The sequence below is a fragment of the Paracoccus aminophilus JCM 7686 genome (assembly GCF_000444995.1).
Classification (GTDB): domain Bacteria; phylum Pseudomonadota; class Alphaproteobacteria; order Rhodobacterales; family Rhodobacteraceae; genus Paracoccus; species Paracoccus aminophilus.
Genome location: NC_022041.1, coordinates 350,423 through 369,325 on the forward strand (window position 1 = coordinate 350,423; position 18,903 = coordinate 369,325).

20 protein-coding genes and 1 pseudogene are annotated in these 18,903 nt (G+C 64.2%); 14 read left to right on the plus strand and 7 right to left on the minus strand.

The annotated features are described in order from the left end of the window. Positions 1 to 57: 57 nt before the first annotated feature. From JCM7686_RS01800 to JCM7686_RS01840, 8 genes and pseudogenes are all read left to right on the plus strand, one after another. On the plus strand, positions 58 to 1,410 hold the full coding sequence (locus JCM7686_RS01800) for a cytochrome P450 (protein WP_020949157.1): 1,353 nt from the start codon (positions 58 to 60) through the stop codon (positions 1,408 to 1,410). Between the two features lie 67 nt (positions 1,411 to 1,477). Continuing rightward, positions 1,478 to 1,816, plus strand: coding sequence for an arsenate reductase family protein (locus tag JCM7686_RS01805; protein WP_020949159.1), 339 nt, complete (start codon positions 1,478 to 1,480; stop codon positions 1,814 to 1,816). Between the two features lie 68 nt (positions 1,817 to 1,884). After that, complete coding sequence (pheS, locus tag JCM7686_RS01810; protein ID WP_020949160.1) at positions 1,885 to 2,967, plus strand: phenylalanine--tRNA ligase subunit alpha; 1,083 nt, start codon at positions 1,885 to 1,887, stop codon at positions 2,965 to 2,967. Positions 2,968 to 3,173: 206 nt separating this feature from the next. Continuing rightward, positions 3,174 to 3,683, plus strand: a complete 510-nt coding sequence (locus JCM7686_RS01815) for a hypothetical protein (protein ID WP_041527061.1) — start codon at positions 3,174 to 3,176, stop codon at positions 3,681 to 3,683. A gap of 151 nt (positions 3,684 to 3,834) precedes the next feature. Next, a pseudogene (locus tag JCM7686_RS23795) lies at positions 3,835 to 4,071 on the plus strand (hypothetical protein); the annotation flags it as partial. A 591-nt stretch (positions 4,072 to 4,662) separates the two neighbouring features. Then, on the plus strand, positions 4,663 to 7,050 hold the full coding sequence (pheT, locus tag JCM7686_RS01830) for a phenylalanine--tRNA ligase subunit beta (protein ID WP_020949162.1): 2,388 nt from the start codon (positions 4,663 to 4,665) through the stop codon (positions 7,048 to 7,050). Positions 7,051 to 7,189: 139 nt separating this feature from the next. Continuing rightward, entirely contained in the window at positions 7,190 to 7,369 is a 180-nt protein-coding gene (locus tag JCM7686_RS01835; RefSeq protein WP_041527064.1) for a hypothetical protein, read from the plus strand. Continuing rightward, the gene (locus JCM7686_RS01840; RefSeq protein ID WP_020949163.1) at positions 7,345 to 7,635 is read left to right on the plus strand and encodes a hypothetical protein; all 291 of its coding nucleotides are present in this window, start codon (positions 7,345 to 7,347) and stop codon (positions 7,633 to 7,635) included. The genes JCM7686_RS01835 and JCM7686_RS01840 overlap by 25 nt, the downstream gene beginning before the upstream one ends. A gap of 47 nt (positions 7,636 to 7,682) precedes the next feature. Here the strand turns inward: JCM7686_RS01840 and JCM7686_RS24850 are convergent, their stop codons facing one another. Both JCM7686_RS24850 and JCM7686_RS01850 read right to left on the minus strand, forming a co-directional pair. Further along, on the minus strand, positions 7,683 to 8,216 hold the full coding sequence (locus JCM7686_RS24850) for an ankyrin repeat domain-containing protein (RefSeq protein WP_020949164.1): 534 nt from the start codon (positions 8,214 to 8,216) through the stop codon (positions 7,683 to 7,685). 151 nt (positions 8,217 to 8,367) lie between these two features. After that, positions 8,368 to 9,066: a glutathione S-transferase N-terminal domain-containing protein gene (locus JCM7686_RS01850; protein ID WP_020949165.1), complete on the minus strand. Its 699-nt coding sequence runs from the start codon at positions 9,064 to 9,066 to the stop codon at positions 8,368 to 8,370. A 93-nt stretch (positions 9,067 to 9,159) separates the two neighbouring features. On the opposite strand from JCM7686_RS01850, the gene mscL reads away from it, so the two are divergent. Then, positions 9,160 to 9,600 (plus strand): large conductance mechanosensitive channel protein MscL, encoded by a 441-nt coding sequence (gene mscL, locus JCM7686_RS01855; RefSeq protein WP_020949166.1) that lies wholly within the window; start codon positions 9,160 to 9,162, stop codon positions 9,598 to 9,600. A gap of 74 nt (positions 9,601 to 9,674) precedes the next feature. On the opposite strand, the gene ald is transcribed toward mscL, so the two are convergent. Beyond that, positions 9,675 to 10,793, minus strand: a complete 1,119-nt coding sequence (gene ald, locus JCM7686_RS01860) for an alanine dehydrogenase (RefSeq protein ID WP_020949167.1) — start codon at positions 10,791 to 10,793, stop codon at positions 9,675 to 9,677. A 144-nt stretch (positions 10,794 to 10,937) separates the two neighbouring features. On the opposite strand from ald, the gene JCM7686_RS01865 reads away from it, so the two are divergent. Further along, positions 10,938 to 11,396: an Lrp/AsnC family transcriptional regulator gene (locus tag JCM7686_RS01865; protein WP_020949168.1), complete on the plus strand. Its 459-nt coding sequence runs from the start codon at positions 10,938 to 10,940 to the stop codon at positions 11,394 to 11,396. 102 nt (positions 11,397 to 11,498) lie between these two features. On the opposite strand, the gene rpsU is transcribed toward JCM7686_RS01865, so the two are convergent. Continuing rightward, positions 11,499 to 11,705 (minus strand): 30S ribosomal protein S21, encoded by a 207-nt coding sequence (rpsU, locus tag JCM7686_RS01870; RefSeq protein ID WP_011748553.1) that lies wholly within the window; start codon positions 11,703 to 11,705, stop codon positions 11,499 to 11,501. Positions 11,706 to 11,808: 103 nt separating this feature from the next. Here rpsU and JCM7686_RS01875 point away from each other — a divergent pair, with 103 nt between their 5' ends. Together JCM7686_RS01875 and JCM7686_RS01880 are read left to right on the plus strand one after the other, a co-directional pair. Next, on the plus strand, positions 11,809 to 12,504 hold the full coding sequence (locus tag JCM7686_RS01875) for a COQ9 family protein (RefSeq protein WP_020949169.1): 696 nt from the start codon (positions 11,809 to 11,811) through the stop codon (positions 12,502 to 12,504). An 11-nt stretch (positions 12,505 to 12,515) separates the two neighbouring features. Beyond that, the gene (locus JCM7686_RS01880) at positions 12,516 to 13,493 is read left to right on the plus strand and encodes an NAD(P)H-quinone oxidoreductase (protein ID WP_041527503.1); all 978 of its coding nucleotides are present in this window, start codon (positions 12,516 to 12,518) and stop codon (positions 13,491 to 13,493) included. Between the two features lie 246 nt (positions 13,494 to 13,739). On the opposite strand, the gene JCM7686_RS01885 is transcribed toward JCM7686_RS01880, so the two are convergent. Next, positions 13,740 to 14,387, minus strand: coding sequence for a ribonuclease T2 family protein (locus JCM7686_RS01885; protein WP_020949171.1), 648 nt, complete (start codon positions 14,385 to 14,387; stop codon positions 13,740 to 13,742). Between the two features lie 162 nt (positions 14,388 to 14,549). On the opposite strand from JCM7686_RS01885, the gene JCM7686_RS01890 reads away from it, so the two are divergent. Beyond that, on the plus strand, positions 14,550 to 15,296 hold the full coding sequence (locus tag JCM7686_RS01890; RefSeq protein WP_041527065.1) for a DUF1013 domain-containing protein: 747 nt from the start codon (positions 14,550 to 14,552) through the stop codon (positions 15,294 to 15,296). 60 nt (positions 15,297 to 15,356) lie between these two features. Here JCM7686_RS01890 and JCM7686_RS01895 read toward each other — a convergent pair whose 3' ends face one another. After that, positions 15,357 to 16,838, minus strand: coding sequence for an NAD-dependent succinate-semialdehyde dehydrogenase (locus JCM7686_RS01895; RefSeq protein WP_020949173.1), 1,482 nt, complete (start codon positions 16,836 to 16,838; stop codon positions 15,357 to 15,359). Between the two features lie 226 nt (positions 16,839 to 17,064). Here JCM7686_RS01895 and JCM7686_RS01900 point away from each other — a divergent pair, with 226 nt between their 5' ends. Next, complete coding sequence (locus JCM7686_RS01900; protein WP_020949174.1) at positions 17,065 to 17,739, plus strand: DUF1236 domain-containing protein; 675 nt, start codon at positions 17,065 to 17,067, stop codon at positions 17,737 to 17,739. Positions 17,740 to 17,782: 43 nt separating this feature from the next. Here JCM7686_RS01900 and JCM7686_RS01905 read toward each other — a convergent pair whose 3' ends face one another. Further along, positions 17,783 to 18,766 (minus strand): P1 family peptidase, encoded by a 984-nt coding sequence (locus tag JCM7686_RS01905; RefSeq protein WP_041527066.1) that lies wholly within the window; start codon positions 18,764 to 18,766, stop codon positions 17,783 to 17,785. Positions 18,767 to 18,903 lie beyond the last annotated feature (137 nt).

Genomic DNA, 18,903 nt, shown 5'->3' on the forward strand with positions numbered 1-18,903 from the left:
TAGGCTGCGGCACCGACACCCTTGCCAGCGGCGCGCGGCTTCGGCAGGCTGGGTCTCATGTTGTCAGATCCCGCCCTGTTGCCGCCGCGCGTGCCCGCCCATACGAAGCCCTTGGGGGTCATCGGCTCGGCGCTGACGGCGCGGCGCAATGTGCTCGAACTGATCCCCGAGATCGCCTATCGCCAGCCCATGGTCTCGGGCCGGACCGGTAAGCGCTGGCACATGGTCATGGACCCCGAGGCGCTGCGCCGCGTCCTCAAGGACCGGGTTGCGGATTATCCGAAATCGCTGGTCACCAAGCTGATCCTTGGCCCCGCCGTCGGCCAATCGATGTTCGTGGCCGAGGGCGCGCACTGGCGCTGGCAGCGGCTCGCGGCGGCGCCCGCTTTCGCGCAGCGCCATGTCGAGGCGATGGCGCCGGTGATGACGGCGGCGGCGGCGGCCTCGCTGCGCCGGATCGCGGCGGCGCAAGGCGAGGTCGATGTCTTCGCCGAGATGGTGGCCGCGACCTTCGATGTGATTTCCGATGTGACCTTTTCGGGCGGCGAGGGCTTTGATCGCGACGCGGTTCATACCGCCATCGACAGCTATATTGCGGGAACCGCGCGGATCTCGCTGCTCGACATTCTCGGCCTGCCGTCCTGGGTGCCGCGTCCCGGTCGGCTGGTCGCCGGGCGCGAGTTGCGTCGACTCAAGCGCACCGCCGATCATGTGATCGACGAGCGCAAGCGGCAGGGCGCGCAGCCGGTGCCCGATCTCCTTGATCTCTTGCAAGCGGGGGAGGACCCCGAAACCGGGCGGCGCATGACCACGCCAGAGCTGCGCGACAACCTCTTGACCTTCATCGTCGCGGGCCATGAGACGACCGCGCTGACGCTCGCCTGGGCGCTCTATCTCTGCGCCTTCGCCCCCGAGGTGCAAGAGCGCGCGAGCGCCGAGGCCCGCGCGGCGCTGGGTGATCGCATCGCCGGGGCCGCGGATCTGCCCGCGCTGCCCTATCTGCGCCAGATCGTCGAAGAGGCGCTGCGGCTTTATCCGCCCGCCGCCTTTCTGTCGCGCACGGCTTTGGCGGCGGATGAGCTCGGCGGGCGCGAGATCCGCCCCGGCGATACGGTCATGCTGCCGATCTATGCGCTCCATCGCCACCATCTGCTGTGGGAGGAGCCCGACCGTTTCGACCCTGAACGGTTCGCGCCCGGCGTCACCCGCGACCGCTTCGCCTTCCTGCCCTTCGGCGCGGGGCCGCGCATCTGCATCGGTGCGGGATTTGCCATGCAAGAGGCGGTGATCATCCTCGCGAGCTTGCTCGCGCGGTTCCGCTTCGAGACCACCGCCCGCGTGCCCACGCCGCGCATGATCCTGACCCTGCGCCCAGAAGGCGGGGTCTGGCTGCGGGCGATCCCGCGCTAGACCCCCAATAGGCCCGCGCTGGCCCTTGGGGCGGCGCCGCGCTATCACGGGGCAAAGGGAGGCCCTCATGTTCGTCATTTACCACAATCCGAAATGCTCGACCTCGCGCAAGGTTTTGGACCAGATCCGCGAAGCCGGGCACGCGCCCGTCGTCATCGACTACCTGAAAGACGGCTGGACACGGGGCGAGCTCTGGGGGCTCTTCGCCGCGGCAGGCGTCACGCCCGCGCAGGCGCTGCGGGTCAAGAATACCCCGGCCGAGGAGCTGGGTTTGATCGGCGCCGATGACGAGGCGACCATCGCCGCGATGGTCGCGCATCCCGTTCTGGTCGAGCGCCCGATTGTCGCCGCACCCAAGGGCGTCCGGCTTTGCCGTCCCGTCGAGCGGCTGCAAGAATTGCTCTGAGGCTTTTCCAAGGCTTTTCCCGAGGGCCTGCGCGTGCTACTCCGCGCGGGTAATTCAGGAAAGCCGCCATGTCCGACATCGAAGCCCTCCGCTCCACCTATCTGACCCGCATCGCGGAAGCCTCTGACGCGCCTGCGCTGGAAGAGGTCCGTCTGGCCGCCCTTGGCAAGAAGGGCGAGATCAGCGGCAAGATGAAGGAACTGGGCAAGATGAGCCCGGAAGAGCGCCAGACCACCGGCGCGAGCCTGAACCGCCTGCGCGACGAGATCGACGCCGCCCTGCGCGCCCGCCGCGAGGGGCTGGAGAATGCCGCGCTCGACGCGCGTCTGGCCGCTGAATGGCTGGATGTGACCCTGCCGGGCCGCCCGCGCCGTCAGGGCTCGATCCATCCGGTGTCGCAGGTCATGGAAGAAGTCACCGAGATCTTCGCCGATATGGGCTTCTCCGTGGCTGAAGGGCCGCAGGTCGAAAGCGATTGGTTCAACTTTGACGCATTGAACATCCCGCCCGAGCATCCCGCGCGCCAGGAACACGACACGTTCTTCATGGCCCGCGCCGAGGGCGACGACCGCCCGCCGCATGTTTTGCGCACCCATACCTCGCCGGTGCAGGTCCGCGCGATGCTCGATCAGGGCGCGCCGGTCCGCGTGATCGCGCCGGGCCGCGTCTACCGCATGGATATGGACCAGACCCATACGCCGATGTTCCACCAGATCGAGGGCATGGCGATTGGTAAGGACATCTCGATGGCGAACCTGAAATGGACGCTGGAAGAATTCTGCCGCGCCTTCTTCGAGGTCGATAACGTCGAATTGCGCTTCCGCGCGAGCCACTTCCCCTTCACGGAGCCCTCGGCAGAGGTCGATATCCGCTGCTCGTGGGAAGGCGGCAAGCTGACCATCGGCGAGGGCGATTCGTGGCTCGAAATCCTTGGCTCGGGCATGATGCATCCGAAGGTCCTGCGCGCGGGCGGGATCGACCCCGACCAATGGCAGGGCTTCGCCTTCGGCATGGGCATCGACCGGATCGCGATGCTGAAATACGGCATCCCGGACCTGCGCGCCTTCTTCGAAAGCGACCTGCGCTGGCTGCGTCACTATGGGTTCGCTGCGGGTGATGTGCCGAGCGTGAGCGGTGGTCTGAGTAGGTGAGTGGGGCCGCGGTAGACCTTCCGACCGTCGCTGCTGTCGGATCAGCGGTAGCGGCTGCAATTGGGGTAGTCGTCGCAATCGCATCGATGTTTGTAGCTAAGCAATCCGGGCGGGCCGCAGAAGATAGCGCTAGTTCAGCAAGGACTAGCTTGCGACTTGTAGCGGAGCAGTTACGCGTCGCAAGGCTTGGTAGTTTGGCGGAAAGTATGCTGCGACTTACTTTGCGCTTGGAGATCGCGCTTCAGCGAGCGCGTAGCTTAGTGCCGGAGTACGTGGCTGCGCGTGAAGGCACGGCTCCCGATTTGACTGCAGTCTACAGATTAAAGGTACACCGCGACGAGGTGTTACCGCTTTTGCAGCAACTTAAGGAAGATCTTTATATTATTCGTGTGATACGTTCGCCGGAGGGTGAACTCGCTCTATCCGCGACCGAAGGTGCCATTGTTCGCGCCCTTAGTGATCTGATTTCAAAGGTAAGAGTCGCTACGGGGCGGCTGGTTGGATACGATGAGTTTACCACTGATATTTTGCTTGGACGGCGTCCCGAAGCTAAAGGTAAAGCAGTACCTCCTGATCTCGAGAAGGAAATTGACCTAGCGATTTCCAGACAGGGCATATGGGGGGATGCGGTCGCGTCGGAGTTTGCCGCGCTTTTGCAGAAATTAACAAATTATTTGCAGCCGTTAGTTAAGGCGGAATATTCTGAATTGCAGTAAAGTGCGCGCTTTACTGGATACTTCGGGTTTGAACGGTGAACCCCACCCACACCCGACCAATCCCACGCACCTTCCGCTAAAACCCGTCCAAACCTGACGGAGTCGACCCAGGAAATTCACCCTCTCCTGGTTCAAAGAGCATCTCGATACGATCGCCACCCTCGATGAGATCGCCAAGGCGCTGACCGATCTTGGACTTGAGGTCGAAGAAGTCACCGACAGCGCGGCCAAGCTGAAGCCCTTTACCATTGCGAAGGTGCTTGAGGCCGGGCTGCACCTCGACGCCGACCGGTTGCGGGTTTTGAAGGTCGCGCCCGATGAGGGCGAGAAGCAGATCGTTTGCGGGGCGCCCGATCTGGTGGCAGCGGAATCTGCAGCCTTGTTGAAACAGCGAACCAGTCAATTACAGCCGCTGCTAAAGCGCGAGTATTTTCGCAACTAACAGGTTTGCGACCTTCCGCATTGGGGTCTTTAAGTGGGCGCTCGAAGGTCCGCGCTGAGATGCGATCTAACGACGTGACGTGGCTTTGAGATATGGGGGCTAACCTTCACTATCCTCATCCTCCCGCCTGCTGCTGCGTTTCTTTATCAACCCCCGAGGCATGTACAGCCAGAAATACGCGACAGACCCTAGGATCATCGTTGCCACTCCCATGACGATGACGGCGGGAGGGCCTAGGCCGATGCTCACGCACAGAAGCGCTAGCCATGCCGCGACCAGACCAAGAAGGCAGCGGGTGCAGTTTCGGGCGAGGTATAAAAGCCACATGAAGCCGCCGGCCAAGACCGGGGCGAGGGTATTGACCAGAAAGTCTTGGGTGGCGGTGCCGTGGTCCATTCGGGGGCTTTTGTGCAAGAAGGGTCTCACGCTTTTGCTCCCATGAACAGCCTTTCCACGCAAGCGGATTGACCCCACCCACACCCTACCAATCCCACGCGCCTTCCGCTAAAACCCGTCCAAACCTGACGGAGCCGACCCATGAAATTCACCCTCTCCTGGCTCAAAGAGCATCTCGATACGACCGCCACCCTCGATGAGATCACCGAGGCGCTGACCGACCTTGGCCTTGAGGTCGAAGAGGTCACCGACAGCGCGGCCAAGCTTGCGCCCTTTACCATCGCGAAGATCCTCGACGCCCAGCCCCATCCCGATGCGGACCGGCTGCGGGTGTGCCGCGTGATGACGGATGAGGGCGAGAAGCAGATCGTCTGCGGCGCGCCGAATGCGCGGACCGGCATCACTGTCGTGCTGGCGAAACCGGGCGATTACGTTCCGGGCATCGACACGACGCTTGGCGTGGGCAAGATCCGCGGCATTGAGAGCCATGGCATGATGGCCTCCGAGCGCGAGCTTGAACTCTCGGACGAGCATAACGGCATCATCGAGCTGCCCTCGGGCGAGGTTGGCGAGCGTTTCGTTGACTGGCTGGCCGCGAACCGTCCCGAATCCGTCGACCCGGTGGTCGAGATCAAGATCACCCCGAACCGCCCCGATGCGCTTGGTATCCACGGCATTGCCCGCGATCTCGCGGCGCGGGGTCTGGGCGTGTTGAAGCCGGTGAAAACGGCGGCGATCGCGGGCAAATTCGCCTCGCCGATCCGGGTCACCATTGCCGAGGATGCGGCCAAGGGCGCGCCCTATTTCGCCGGGCGTTTGATCCGCGGCGTCAAGAACGGCCCTTCGCCGGATTGGCTGCAAAAGCGGCTGAAGGCGATCGGGCTGCGTCCGATCTCGACGCTGGTCGATATCACCAACTATTTCACTTTCGATCTGAACCGTCCGCTGCATGTCTTTGACGCGGATAAGGTCGCGGGCGATCTGACCGTGCGCATGGCGCGGGCAGGCGAGGAGATTCTCGCGCTCGATGGCAAGACCTACCAACTGCCCGAAACCGCGATGGTCATTGCCGATGACAAAGGCCCGGAAAGCATTGCGGGCATCATGGGCGGCGAGCTCTCGGGCTGCACCGAGGAAACGGTCAATGTTTTCCTCGAAAGCGCCTATTGGGACCCGATCACGGTGGCGGCGGCTGGCCGCAAGCTGAAGGTTTCGTCGGATGCGCGCTACCGCTTTGAGCGCGGCGCGGACCCGGCCTTCACCCTGCCGGGGCTGGAGCTTGCGACACAGATGGTGCTTGATCTTTGCGGCGGCGAGCCGTCGGAACTGGTCGAGGCAGGGGCGGTCCCGGATACCACGCGCGCCTATCGCCTCGACACCGACCGCACGAAAAGCCTCGTCGGGATGGAGATCAGCGCCGAGACCCAGCGCGCGACCCTGACCGCGCTTGGCTTTGTCATGCAGGGTGATCTCGCGCAGGTGCCGAGCTGGCGTCCCGATGTGCAGGGTGAGGCCGATTTGGTCGAAGAAATCGCCCGCATCGCCAGCCTGACCAAGCTGCAGGGCCAGCCTCTGCCGCGTCCGCAAGCGGGCGTGCCGAAGCCGGTCCTGACCATCCAGCAGGTGCGCGAGAAAGCCGCGCGCCGCACCGCCGCCGCTTTGGGCTACAACGAGGCCGTGACCTATAGCTTCATCGACCAGAAAGCCGCCGAAGCCTTTGGCGGAGGCGCCGAGGCCACGCGGGTCGAGAATCCGATTTCCTCGGAAATGACCCATCTGCGCCCCGATCTGCTGCCGGGCCTTCTGGCCGCTGCGGCGCGCAATCAGGCGCGCGGCATTGCCGATCTCGCGCTCTTCGAATGCGGTCCGGTCTTTTCTGGCGGCGAGCCGGGCGAGCAGGCGGTGCAGATCGCGGGTCTGCTGGTCGGCGCGACCTCGCCGCGCGATCCCTTCGGCTCGCGCCGTCCGGTCGATCTTTACGACGCCAAGGCCGATGCCGAGGCGGTTCTGTCCGCCGTTGGCGCGCCGCAGAAGGTGCAGGTCAACCGCAAGCTCGACGCGTGGTGGCATCCCGGTCGCTCGGGCGTGATGGCTCTGGGGCCGAACAAGCTCGCGACCTTTGGCGAGGTGCATCCGCGCATCCTCAAGCACTTCGGCATCAAGGGGGCGGCGGTGGCCTTCACCGTGAACCTCCAGAACGTGCCGCTGCCCAAGGTCAAGACGCCGACCCGGCCCGCGCTCGAGATCTCTGATCTGCAAGCGGTCGAGCGTGATTTCGCCTTTGTCGTCGATGGCCAGGTCGAGGCGCTGACCTTGGTCAATGCCGCCGCCGGAGCCGATAAGGCGCTGATCGAGAAGGTTTCGGTCTTCGACCAATTCACCGGCATGGAAGGCGGCAAGAAGTCGATCGCGATCACCGTGCGGCTTCAGCCCAAGGATAAGACCCTGACCGATGCCGAGATCGAGGCGGTCGGCGCGAAGATCGTCGAAAAGGTCACGAAAGCGACCGGCGGCACGCTGCGCAGCTAAGCGGCGTTTCTCACATCTGCCAAAACAAAGCCCCGCAAGTGATTGCGGGGCTTTTCACATCAATTGGGCAGGCGCGGTGAATGGACATCCGCGTTTGCACAATCCCATAATGCCAAGGGGTTGATCTGGCGGAGAAAACATGAGCGGCGATAGATTTTTCGGTTTCTGGATCTCGGTCCGGGACGAAAGCAAGGCGCGCTATGCCGTGCAGATGGCGGGGCTGCCGGTTTTGACTTTGGGAGCGAATGCCGCCGTGCTCGCCTTGGATCTGGCGGTGAAATCCCCGATGTGCCAATGGCCGTCCCTGCCTTTGCCGTGATCGCCGCCCTGCTGGTCTTCATCGCCTTTCGGCTGCGTGCGGGGCGCGCGGCATGGGTTCCGCTGGCCTTCCTCGCCATCCTGAGCTTTCTGGCGGTCGAGCTCTTCACCAGCTTCCATCTCTTGCAGATCGTCGAGCCGTCGCGCGCCTTTGACCTCTTCATTCTAGCAAAATGGGTGGTTCCGCTGTTCTGTCTGGTCTTGGCCTTCAGCGGCTTGCGTGGCTGGCTCTGGCTCAGACGGAACGGCGTCGCGCAAAGCTGGTAGCTGGCGCGGCCTGAGAGGTGGCGCCGACGCGCCACCTCCGCTTGGGCTTATTTCAGCAGCGCCTTGATCTTGGGGTTTTGGGCCAGTTCATAGGCCGTCTGCTTCTTATAGGTGGTCTTGGCGTTTTTATCGGCCCCGGCTTCCAGCAGGGCCTTGACCACCTCGGGGTCGTCATCAGAGGAAACCGCCATCAGCAGCGGCGTCCAACCGTCATAATCGCCGACTGCATTCACATCCGCGCCGTTCGCGATCAGCAGGCGGACCATATCGGCAGGGCCCCAATAGGCGGCGGTGTGAAGCGGCGTCCAGCCCTCGTCGGTTTTCAAATTCACATCCGCGCCGCAGGCAAGCATCGCCTTCACCACGTCGAACTTCTTGGCCATGACCGTCGTGGCGAAATGAGTGTCGCCGCCGCTGTCTCGCCCGTTGGGGTCAAGCTCTGCGCAGTTGGTCTGGGCGTTTGCGGTCTGGGGCAGGGCGGCAAGGCTTGGCAGAGCAAGCGCGGCACAGAGCGCCAGACGGATGGCCGGACGGATGGCCGGACGGAGGGCCGGGCGGAGGGGAAGCAGATTTGAAAACACGATTTCCTCGATATGAACGATATGTCTTGGAAAGTGTTTACATGCCGAAAGTCCGGGATCAACTCCCGGACAGATATTCAAGACAAAAGGCGGCTTTGGAAGATTGCGAGCGCGTCAGACGACGCGCTCGCAGCAGGGCGCAGCGCGAGGCTTACGCGCCGACCAGAATGCCGCGCTGAACCGCCGGGCGGGCGAGGAAGCGGTCAAGATAGGCCTGAACATTGGCAAAGCCGTCCATGCCGGTTTCCTTCTCGGCCTCGTAATGGACGCGCACGCCGCGCAGCCAGGGCGCGATCGCCATATCGGCGATGGAATATTCGCCCGTCACCCAGTCGCGGCCGACCAGTTGCTTGTCCAACACGCCAAGCAGGCGGCGCGCCTCGTTATAGTAGCGGGTGCGCGGACGCGGGTCCTCGATCTCGCTGCCTTTGTAGCGGTGGAAATAGCCGACCTGACCGAACATCGGCCCGACGCCGCCCATCTGCCACATCAACCATTGGATGGTGTGATAGCGCGCAGCGCCCTCTTTGGGCAGGAATTGGCCGGTCTTGTCGCCCAGATAGATCAGCATGGCGCCGGTCTCCCACAGGCCCAGAGGCTTGCCGTCGGGTCCGTTCGGATCGATCAGCGCGGGGATCTTGTTGTTGGGGTTCAGCGAGAGATATTCCGGCGTCATCTGGTCTTCGGGATTGCCGATGCTGATGCGATGCGCCTCATAATCGAGCCCGGTTTCCTCCAGCATAACCGAGACTTTGATGCCATTCGGCGTCGCCAGCGTATAGAGCTGCAACACATCGGGACGCGTGGCCGGCCAGCGGCGCGTGATCGGAAAATCGGAAAGTGACGTCATCTGTGGAAACCCATAGGATAGTTGCGGAATTAGGCATCTGTAAGAACCGACGCAGTGGCAGTTCGGCATGCAACAGGACAGAAAGGTAAGCTCATGATTAAAGAGTTCAAGGAATTCATCGCCAGAGGCAATGTGATTGATCTGGCGGTCGGTATCATCATCGGTGCGGCCTTCACCGCGATTGTCAGCTCGCTGGTGGCCGATATCATCAACCCGATCATCGGTCTGTTGACCGGTGGGACCGATTTCAGCAGCCACTACTTCGTGCTGAAAGGCGATGTGCCGGCGAATGCCAGCCTTGATGTCGCCCGCAAGACCGGGGCGTCGATCTTTGCTTATGGCTCGTTCCTGTCTGCCGTCATCAACTTCCTGATCATCGCCTGGGCGGTCTTCCTGCTCGTCAAGGGCGTGAACAAGCTGCAAAGCGCCACGAACCGCAAGAAAGAAGAAGAAGCCGCGGCCGCTCCGGCTGGCCCGTCGCAGGAAGAGATCCTGCTGCAGATCCGCGACGAACTGCGCGCGCGCAACGCCTGATCGAAAGGCTCGCCCGAAATGGAAACGGCGCCCGAAAGGGCGCCGTTTTGCATGTCGCGCGAGGCGGCCCGGGATCAGCGCGCCAGCAAGGCGTCGGGCGTGATCGCGGGAATGCCCAGAGCCTCGCCCACCGGCGGCGAGGTCAGCTGGCCCTCATGGGTGGCAAGGCCCGCGCGCAGATGGGGATCCTCGGTGATTGCCTTGCGCCAGCCCTTGTCGGCCAAAGCCAGCACGAAGGGCAGGGTGGCATTGCCAAGCGCGCGCGCCGAGGTCCGCGCGACCGCGCCGGGCATATTCGCCACGCAATAATGCAGGATGCCATCGACCTCATAGATCGGATCCTGATGGGTGGTGGCGCGCGAGGTCTCGAAACAGCCGCCCTGATCGATCGCGACATCCACGAGCGCAGAGCCGGGCTTCATCGTGCCAAGCTGTGCGCGGCTGACGAGTTTCGGCGCAGCCGCGCCCGGCACCAGCACGGCGCCGACCACGAGATCGGCACGGGTCAGCCCCTCGGCCACGGCGGCGGCGGTCGCATAGCGCGTGGTCAGACGCCCCATGAAGAGATCATCGAGATATGAAAGCCGGGCCAGCGAGCGGTCGAGCACCGTCACCGTCGCGCCCATGCCGACCGCAACCCGCGCCGCAGCCGCTCCGACAACCCCGCCGCCGATGATCAAGACCTCGCCGGGGCTCACGCCCGGCACGCCGCCCAGCAGCACGCCCGAGCCGCCATTGGCCTTTTGCAGCGTCCACGAGCCGACTTGCGGTGCCAAACGCCCCGCAACCTCGGACATCGGCGCGAGCAGCGGCAGCCCGCCGCGCGCATCGGTCACGGTCTCATAGGCGATGGCGGTCACGCCCGATTTCAGCAGATCGCGGGTCTGGGCCTCGTCCGGGGCGAGATGCAGATAGGTGAAGAGGACCTGCCCCTTGCGCAGCAGCGCGCGCTCGGCGGGCTGGGGCTCCTTCACCTTCACGATCATCTCCGCCGCGCCATAGACCGCCGCCGCATCGGGCAGGATCTGCGCGCCGGCCGAAAGATAATCCTCGTCGGAAAAGCCCGCGCCGATCCCGGCCTCGGTCTGGATCAGCACCTCATGGCCATGCAGCTTGGCCTCGCGCACGGCATCGGGCGTCAACCCAACGCGGAATTCCTGCGGCTTGATCTCTTTGGGGCAACCGATTTTCATCGTCTCTCTCCTCCCGGCGCGAAAATATCGACTGAGTTTTGCACCCTTAATCTGGAAGAATCTTCTTAAACCTTGGTCTGGTTTCCGCTACAGCGGAAGAGATCGCCGCTACAGGCCCAGTGTGACACAGGAAATTCGAATATCGTGGAAATTGACGCAATCGATCGCCGGATCCTTACCGTACTTCAGAAGGATGGCCGGATTACCAATGCCGATCTGGCACAAAAGGTCAGCCTTTCTCCCAGCGCCTGCCACCGCCGCGTTCAAAGGCTGGAGGAAGAGGGGATCATCCGCGAATATGTCGCGCTGCTCGATACGAAGAAAATGCAGCGGCCCACCACGGTTTTCGTCGAGATCACCTTGTCAGGGCAGGCCGACGAGCTGCTCGAGGCCTTCGAGCGCGCGGTCCGCACCGTGCCCGATGTGCTCGAATGCCACCTGATGGCGGGATCGGCCGATTATCTGCTGAAGGTCGTGGCCGAAGATACCGAGGATTTCGCCCGCATCCACCGCCAGAGGCTCGCGAAACTGCCGGGCGTCGCACAGATGCATTCCTCGTTCTCGCTGCGTCGCGTCGCCTTCACGACGGCGCTGCCGCTTTAAGGCGGGACGATCCGGTCTGGCGCCATCCGCTTTGGCCAAAGAAAAACCCCCGACCGAGGCCGGGGGTCTTGTCCAAAGGCTGCCATCCGGCAGACGGACGACTTAAAGCGCGCCTTCGCGTTGCGCTTTTTTGCGTGCCAGCTTACGGGCACGGCGCACGGCCTCTGCCTTTTCACGGGCTTTCTTGACCGACGGCTTCTCGAAATGCTGCTTGAGCTTCATTTCACGAAAAACCCCCTCGCGCTGAAGTTTTTTCTTCAGGGCGCGAAGTGCCTGTTCGACGTTGTTGTCGCGAACACTTACCTGCATGTGGTTGTCACCACCTTCCTAGGTTAAAGTTGAGCTGAATTGCAGGATGGGGCCTCTTATCAGCCCGAATCTTGTTTGTCCAGATTTTCCGCGGGAGGATCCGATGAGCATCGAGACCGAAAAAGAGCGCCTGATCGACGCGGCCCTGAGCCATGCGATCTTTGAGGGCATGAACGAGGCGGCGATTGCCGCCGGCGCGCGCGACCTTGGCCTGTCGCCCCGGCTGGCGCGGGTCTATCTGCCGCGCGGCGGGGCGGATCTCGCGGCGGCCTATCACCGGCGTGGCGATCAGGCGCTGGCGCAATGGCTGGCGAATGCTCGCCCGCAAGGCCGTTTCCGTGATCAGATCACCCAGGCCGTGCTGCACCGACTCGAGATCACCGACCGCGAGCTGGCGCGCGCCGGGGCGGCGGTGCTGGCACTGCCCCAACATGCAGCGCTCGGCTCGAAGCTGCTGTGGGAGACTGCCGATGTGATCTGGACCGGGCTCGGCGATCGCTCGGAGGACATCAATTGGTATTCCAAGCGCACGACATTGGTGGCCGTCTATGCCGCGACCGTGCTCTATTGGCTCGGAGATGATTCGGAGGATCACGCCGACACCCGCCGCTTTCTCGACCGCCGCATCGACGGGGTCATGCGTTTCGAGAAGGCCAAGGCCTTTGCCGCGAAACTGCCCGGCGCCTCCCGGCTCGGCGCGCTGGCGACAGGCTGGATCCGCAAACCGGGCGGGCGTGATCTGCCCGGACATCTGAACCGCAACAGCCCGGCCGCGCCCGCCGAAGGAGCCCAGAAGTGATTCCAGGAATGATGAAGGCCGTCGAAATCAGCACGCCCGGAGGCGCCGAAGTCCTGCGCCTCACCGATCGCCCGGTGCCGGTGCCCGGTCACGGCCAGATCCTGATCCGCGTGGCCTGGTCGGGGGTGAACCGCCCGGATGTACTGCAACGCGCGGGCTCTTACGCGCCGCCGCCCGGCGCCTCGGATCTGCCGGGGCTCGAATGCGCGGGACGGGTTGCGGCGGTGGGGCCGGGCGTGACGCGCTGGAAGGAAGGCGACGCGGTCTGCGCGCTTCTGCCGGGGGGCGGCTACGCGGAATATGTGACCTGCCCGGCCGATCATGCCTTGCCGATCCCCAAGGGCCTGAGCCTGCGCGAAGCGGCAGCCCTTCCCGAAACCTGCTTCACCGTCTGGTCGAATATCGTCATTCGCGGCGGACTTGAGGCCGGAGAGCGCTTCCTCGTCCATGGCGGCACTTCGGGGATCGGCACAACCGCGATCCAGATCGCCCGCGCTCTGGGGGCCCGGGTCTGGGCGACCGCCGGATCGGCTCAGAAATGCGCGGCCTGCGAACGGCTGGGGGCTCAAGCAATCAACTATCGCAGCGAGGATTTCGTCGAGATCCTGCGCGCGGAAGGCGGCGCCAATCTCATTCTCGATATGGTTGGCGGCGATTACATCGCCCGAAACATCCGAGCGCTGGACGATGACGGTCGCCTGGTGATGATCGCCTTTCTGGGAGGCCCGAAAGCCGCGATCAACTTCGCCCCGATCATGACGAAACGCCTGACCGTGACCGGCTCGACCCTGCGCCCGCAATCCGATCTCGCCAAAGCCGGTATCGCCGAAACCCTGCGCAATCAGCTCTGGCCGCTGGTCGAGACCGGTCAGGTCCGCCCGATCATCGACAGCGAATTCGCCCTCGCCGAAGCGGTTCGCGCCCACCGCCATATGGAAAGCAGCGAGCATATCGGCAAGATCCTCCTGAAAGTCGCCGATCTCGCCTGACAGCGGCTTCGGCTGCCTCCGGCGGGGATATTTGAACATGAAAGACGCCGGAAGATTTCTGATCCGGCGTTAACTCGACAGCAACCTCTTTCTGGCAATGTGATCTGGCGGTACAGGCGGGGACGCTGATGGCCGTCATGGAAGACGCCACACCCCGACCGTGGCTCCGTCCGGCGGGGTGTGTGCGTTTTGGATGAGCCTGTCTTTCATGTTCAAATATCCCCGCCGGAGGCAAGGACGCGTCCGTTATCGGGGAGCGGGCATGGTCATGGTGCTGGTGCAATCGCGGCGGCTGTCCGGGGCGCAGTCTCGCGGTTGAAGGTCGCGGGTCAGGCAGATCCGCACCTCTTGCAGGTTTCCGCCCTGACAGGTGACGGTGATGCCGTTGCGGGTCAGGCCGGGGTTGCTTTCGATGAAGGCGTCCTCGATGATCGGGGCGCGCAGGGCGACGTCTCGGTTCAGGCGCGAGAAGAGCTCGGGGATCTGGATTTTCGTGGTGGCGCGGCGGATTTCGTCGAAATAGGTGCTTGCCGACAGGCCCGAGCAGCGGCCGTGTTTGCGCCATTGATACCAGGCAAGTCCTGACGATCCCATGAGATCGACCATCTCGCGGGTGTCGCGGCGGCTCGGGTTCGGTTCTGTCGTCGGGCAATTGTCCGGCCAGCCCGCTTCATATTGCGGCCAGAGCCCGTGGACCGTGAAGCCGGTTCGACGGCCGGGGTCGCAGGAGTTGCTGTCGCGGGTGTCCTCGGCCGAGCGGCACCAGCTTGGGGCCCAGCTCAGCGACAAAACATAGTAGTCAAATTCACCCGCAGAGCCTTCAGCCGCGGCGGGCGAGGTGAGGGCGGGTGCGAGAAGAAGCGGCAGGGCAAGGGCGACGAAGAGGGCTTTCATGGGCGCAGCCTAAGCGGGAGGAAGCAGATTTGCCACGCGATTCGGGCTTTATCGGAGCCCGGAAAGAGATTATATGTCGCGTCAATCCCCTCCCCGAAAATGGAATGGCAGCTGCCAAAAGCCGTTTTCCCGGCCCAGAGAGTTATTGCGAAGGAGACACAGATGAGCAAGCCGCTCATGGCCAAAGCCACCGCTGTTTGGCTGGTCGACAACACGACGCTGAGCTTCAAGCAAATCGCCGATTTCTGTGGAATGCACGAGCTTGAAGTTCAGGGTATTGCCGATGGCGATGTCGCTGTCGGCGTCAAGGGTTTCGACCCGGTCGGCTCGAACCAGCTCGACGAAAGCGAGATCGTCAAGGGTCAGAAGGACCCTGCTTACAAGCTGAAACTGAAGCGCAACCCCGCTGCGGAAGGCGAAGAAAAGCGCCGTGGCCCGCGCTATACGCCGCTGTCCAAGCGTCAGGACCGCCCGGCGGCGATCCTGTGGCTGGTGAAATTCCATCCCGAGCTTGCCGATGCGCAGATCGCGAAGCTGGTCGGCACAACCAAGCCGACGATTGCCTCGATCCGTGACCGGACCCATTGGAACATCCAGAACATCACGCCGATCGATCCGGTTGCGCTGGGGCTGTGCCGCCAGACCGAGCTCGATGCCGCCGTCCAGAAAGCCGCGAAGAAACATGCGGCAGGCGGCGATGTCATGACCGATGACGAGCGTCGCAAGCTGGTGAGCACCGAAGCTTCGCTGGCGATGGGCGACGAGCCGCGTCTGCCGTCCTCGCTCGGCGGTCTCGATAACTTCTCGCTGCGACGCGATGAGGTCAAGAAGCCCGAGCCGACCTTGGATGCGGACAGCTTCTTCAACCTGCCTGACGCCGATGATGAGGATGAAGACGACGAGCATTGAGCGCACGCCGTCCCAAAGCATCAAGGCCCGCCCGATGGCGGGCCTTTTGCATTCCGGGCCCTAGACCGCGAGGCAGATGTATTTCATCTCGAGATAATCCTCGATCCCGTGGCGCGAGCCTTCGCGGCCTAGCCCCGATTGTTTGACGCCGCCGAACGGGGCGACCTCGGTCGAGATCAGCCCGGTGTTGACGCCGACGATGCCGTATTCGAGTCCCTCTTGCACGCGGGTGATGCGACCGATGTCGCGGGCGTAGAAATACGAGGCAAGGCCGAAGATCGTGTCATTGGCTCGCGCGATCGCCTCGGCCTCGGTCTCGAATTTGAACAAGGGCGCGACCGGGCCGAAGGTTTCCTCCTGCGTCAGCTTCATTGCATCGGTGACGCCGGTCAGCACGGTCGGCTGAAAGAAGAGCCCGCCCAACGGCTGGCCGCCGGTTAGCACCTGTGCCCCCTGGGCGAGCGCGTCGCGGATATGGTCCTCGACCTTTTCGACCGCCGCCTGATTGATGAGCGGGCCGGTGGTCACGCCCGGGGTCATGCCGTCGCCGACCTTGAGCTTCTCGACCGCCGTCGCGAGCTTTGCCGCAAAGGCGTCATAGACGCTTGCTTGCACATAGATCCGGTTCGCACAGACGCAGGTCTGGCCATTGTTGCGGTATTTCGAGGCCATCGCGCCCTCGACCGCAGCATCAAGATCGGCGTCGTCGAAAACGATGAAGGGCGCATTGCCCCCAAGCTCCATCGAGCATTTGAGCACCTGATCGGCGGCCTGACGCAAGAGGATGCGCCCGACCTCGGTCGAGCCGGTGAAGGTGAGTTTGCGCACGCGCGGGTTTTCGCAGAACTCGCGCCCGATCTCGGAAGAGCGCGACGAGGTCACCACCCCGAAAATCCCGGGCGGCAGGCCCGCCCGTTCGCCCAAAACCGCCAAAGCCAGCGCAGAGAGCGGTGTTTCCGAGGCCGGGCGTCCGACAAAGCTGCAGCCCGCCGCCAGCGCCGGGGCGCATTTGCGGGTGATCATCGCGGTCGGGAAGTTCCAGGGCGTGATCGCGGCGACGGTGCCGACCGGCTGGCGGATGACGCTGATGCGCTTGTCGGCCTGATGGCCGGGGATGGTCTCGCCATAGATGCGCTTGGCCTCTTCGCCGAACCATTCGATGAAGCCTGCGCCATAAGCGATCTCGCCCTTGGCCTCGGCCAGCGGCTTGCCCTGTTCGGCGGTGAGGATGCGGCCAAGATCGTCCTGATTTTCCATCATCAGATCGAACCAGCGGCGCAGGATGCGGGCGCGGTCTTGGGCGGCGCGGGCGCTCCAGCCCGCCATCGCCTGATGCGCGGCCTCGATCGCCTCGGCGGCCTCGGCGCGCGACAGATCGGCGACGCGGGCGATGATCGCGCCCGTGGCCGGATTGGTCACCGCGAAGGTCTTGCCGTCCCGGGCCTCGACCCAGTGGCCGGCGACGAAGGCGCGGGTTTCGAGAAGGCTGGGGTCTTTCAGCGAGGCTTTGAAGGCCTCGGCTTCGGTCGCGGCGGCAGTCATGGCAGATCTCCATTCCAAAGGCGCGGTTGCTCTCACAGGAGCAAGTTGCGGCGCGCTTGTCCAGTTTTCTGCACGCGGCGGCGCGGCGCTTGGGGCGCTCTGTGCCGTCGCTCAACCGGGGGCGGTCTCAGCCAGACGTGATCGAACCGGGGCCCACAGCTTGCGTTTTCTCGGTGAGCGTCCAGCCGGATCGAACCTGCGGGCGCGGCTATGAGGAGAGCAAAACATGATGCGTTATCAAGTGATTGCTTCGGGGTTCATGGCTCTCGCCATGTCGGGTGCCATGTCGGGCGCGGCGATGGCCAGCACGACGGCGGTCGCGAACACCGATCTCAACATCCGCAACTTCCCCGATGCGACCGGCGAGATCGTCGGCATGATCACCTCGGGGGATTCGGTGGTGGTCAATGGCTGTATCGAGGACGACAGCTGGTGCAAGGTCGAATATGGCGCGACCCGGGGCTGGGCGGCGGGGGATTATCTCAACGTCACCGCCAATGAAAAGGTCGAGGCGCTTTATCCCAACCGCCGCGCGCTTGGCGTCGAGGTGATCGAGCGTCCCGCCGTCAGCCGCACCGAAGGGGCCGAGACCGGCGGGATCGCCGGGGCGGCAATCGGGGCGCTGGTCGGGGGCCCGGTCGGCGCGGTGGTCGGCGCGGCGATTGGCGGCGAGGCGGGGGCCTCGACCGCGCATCCGCGCGAGGAGGTGCTGACCTATGTGCGCGGCCATCCGGTCGAGCCGGTCATCTTGCGCGGCGAGGTCGTGCGCGGGGCGGGCATCCCGGGTAATGTCACGCTCTATGACATCCCGAATGTGCCGGAATACAAATATCTCGCGGTGAATGGGCAGACGGTTCTGGTCGATCCCGGCAGCCGCAAGATCGTCTATATCTACCGCTAAGTCGCGATGCTCTGGCGCGGGCGGCCAGTGAGCGGCCGCCCTTTCAGCGTCGCGACGACCAGACCGGCTGAAGATCGCCCGGACGGGCCTCGGCCGCATGGATCGCGCGGGCGACGGCGCGCGACATCGTGGTGGCGGCGGCATGGCACAGCCGGAAAGTCTCGGGCATGAAATCGCGCACCGGCCGGGCGCCAGTCGAGACCGCAAAGATCAGATCGCCGTCAATCGGCGTGTGCGAGGGCAGGATCGCCCGGGCAAATCCGTCATGGGCGCTGGTCGCCAGTCGATGCAGTGCCGCCTTGTCGAGATCGGCATCGGTCGCGATGATGGCGATGGTCGTGGCCTCGCCCAGCCGCTTCATCGGCTGAGGCTCCTGTGCGGGCTCGAACGGCCCGGCCAAGCCAAGCCCGCCGAATTCCGCGTCAAGCTCGAACGGCGCCGCCCAGAACTGACCTGAGGGCACGGTGACCGAACCCAGCGCATTGACCACAACCAGCGCGCCAATGGTGGTCCCGTCCTCCAGCACGCTTGACGCCGAGCCGAGCCCGCCCTTCCAGTTCTGCGTCATCGCCCCGGTGCCGCCGCCCGCCGTGCCAAGGCGAAAACCGCGCGCGGCGCTCTCATAGGCTTGGCGGCCAAGCGCGGCATAGGGGTTGTCCTGCCAGTCTTTGTCCCCGCCGTTGAGCAGGTCAAAGACAATCGCGCCCGGCACGATCGGCACCTGCACTGGGCCGACGGCAAAGCCGCGACCGCGCGCGCGTAGGCCCGCCGCGACACCGGAGCAGGCATCAAGCCCGAAGGCGCTGCCGCCCGACAAAACCAGCGCGTCGATGTCCTGCACCAGCCGGTCGGGGGCGAGCAGATCGGTCTCGCGCGTGCCGGGCGAGCCGCCCATGACATTCACCGCCGCGCGAAAGGGGCGCTCGGCGGTCAGGACGGTGGTGCCCGAGCGCAAGACATGGTCCTCGGCATTGCCGACCAAAAGCCCCGCGACATCAGTGATCAGATTGAGCGGACCGGGCTTCATGGCAACCTCGAAGTTGGTTTTCAGTGGCGCGCAGAATGTCGCTCTGCGCGCCGCCATGCAACCCGCCAAGCGACGGGCCGAGCGACCGGGCCAAGCGACCAGGCGGGGAACCCGCCGAAGAGCCCGTCATGCAACCG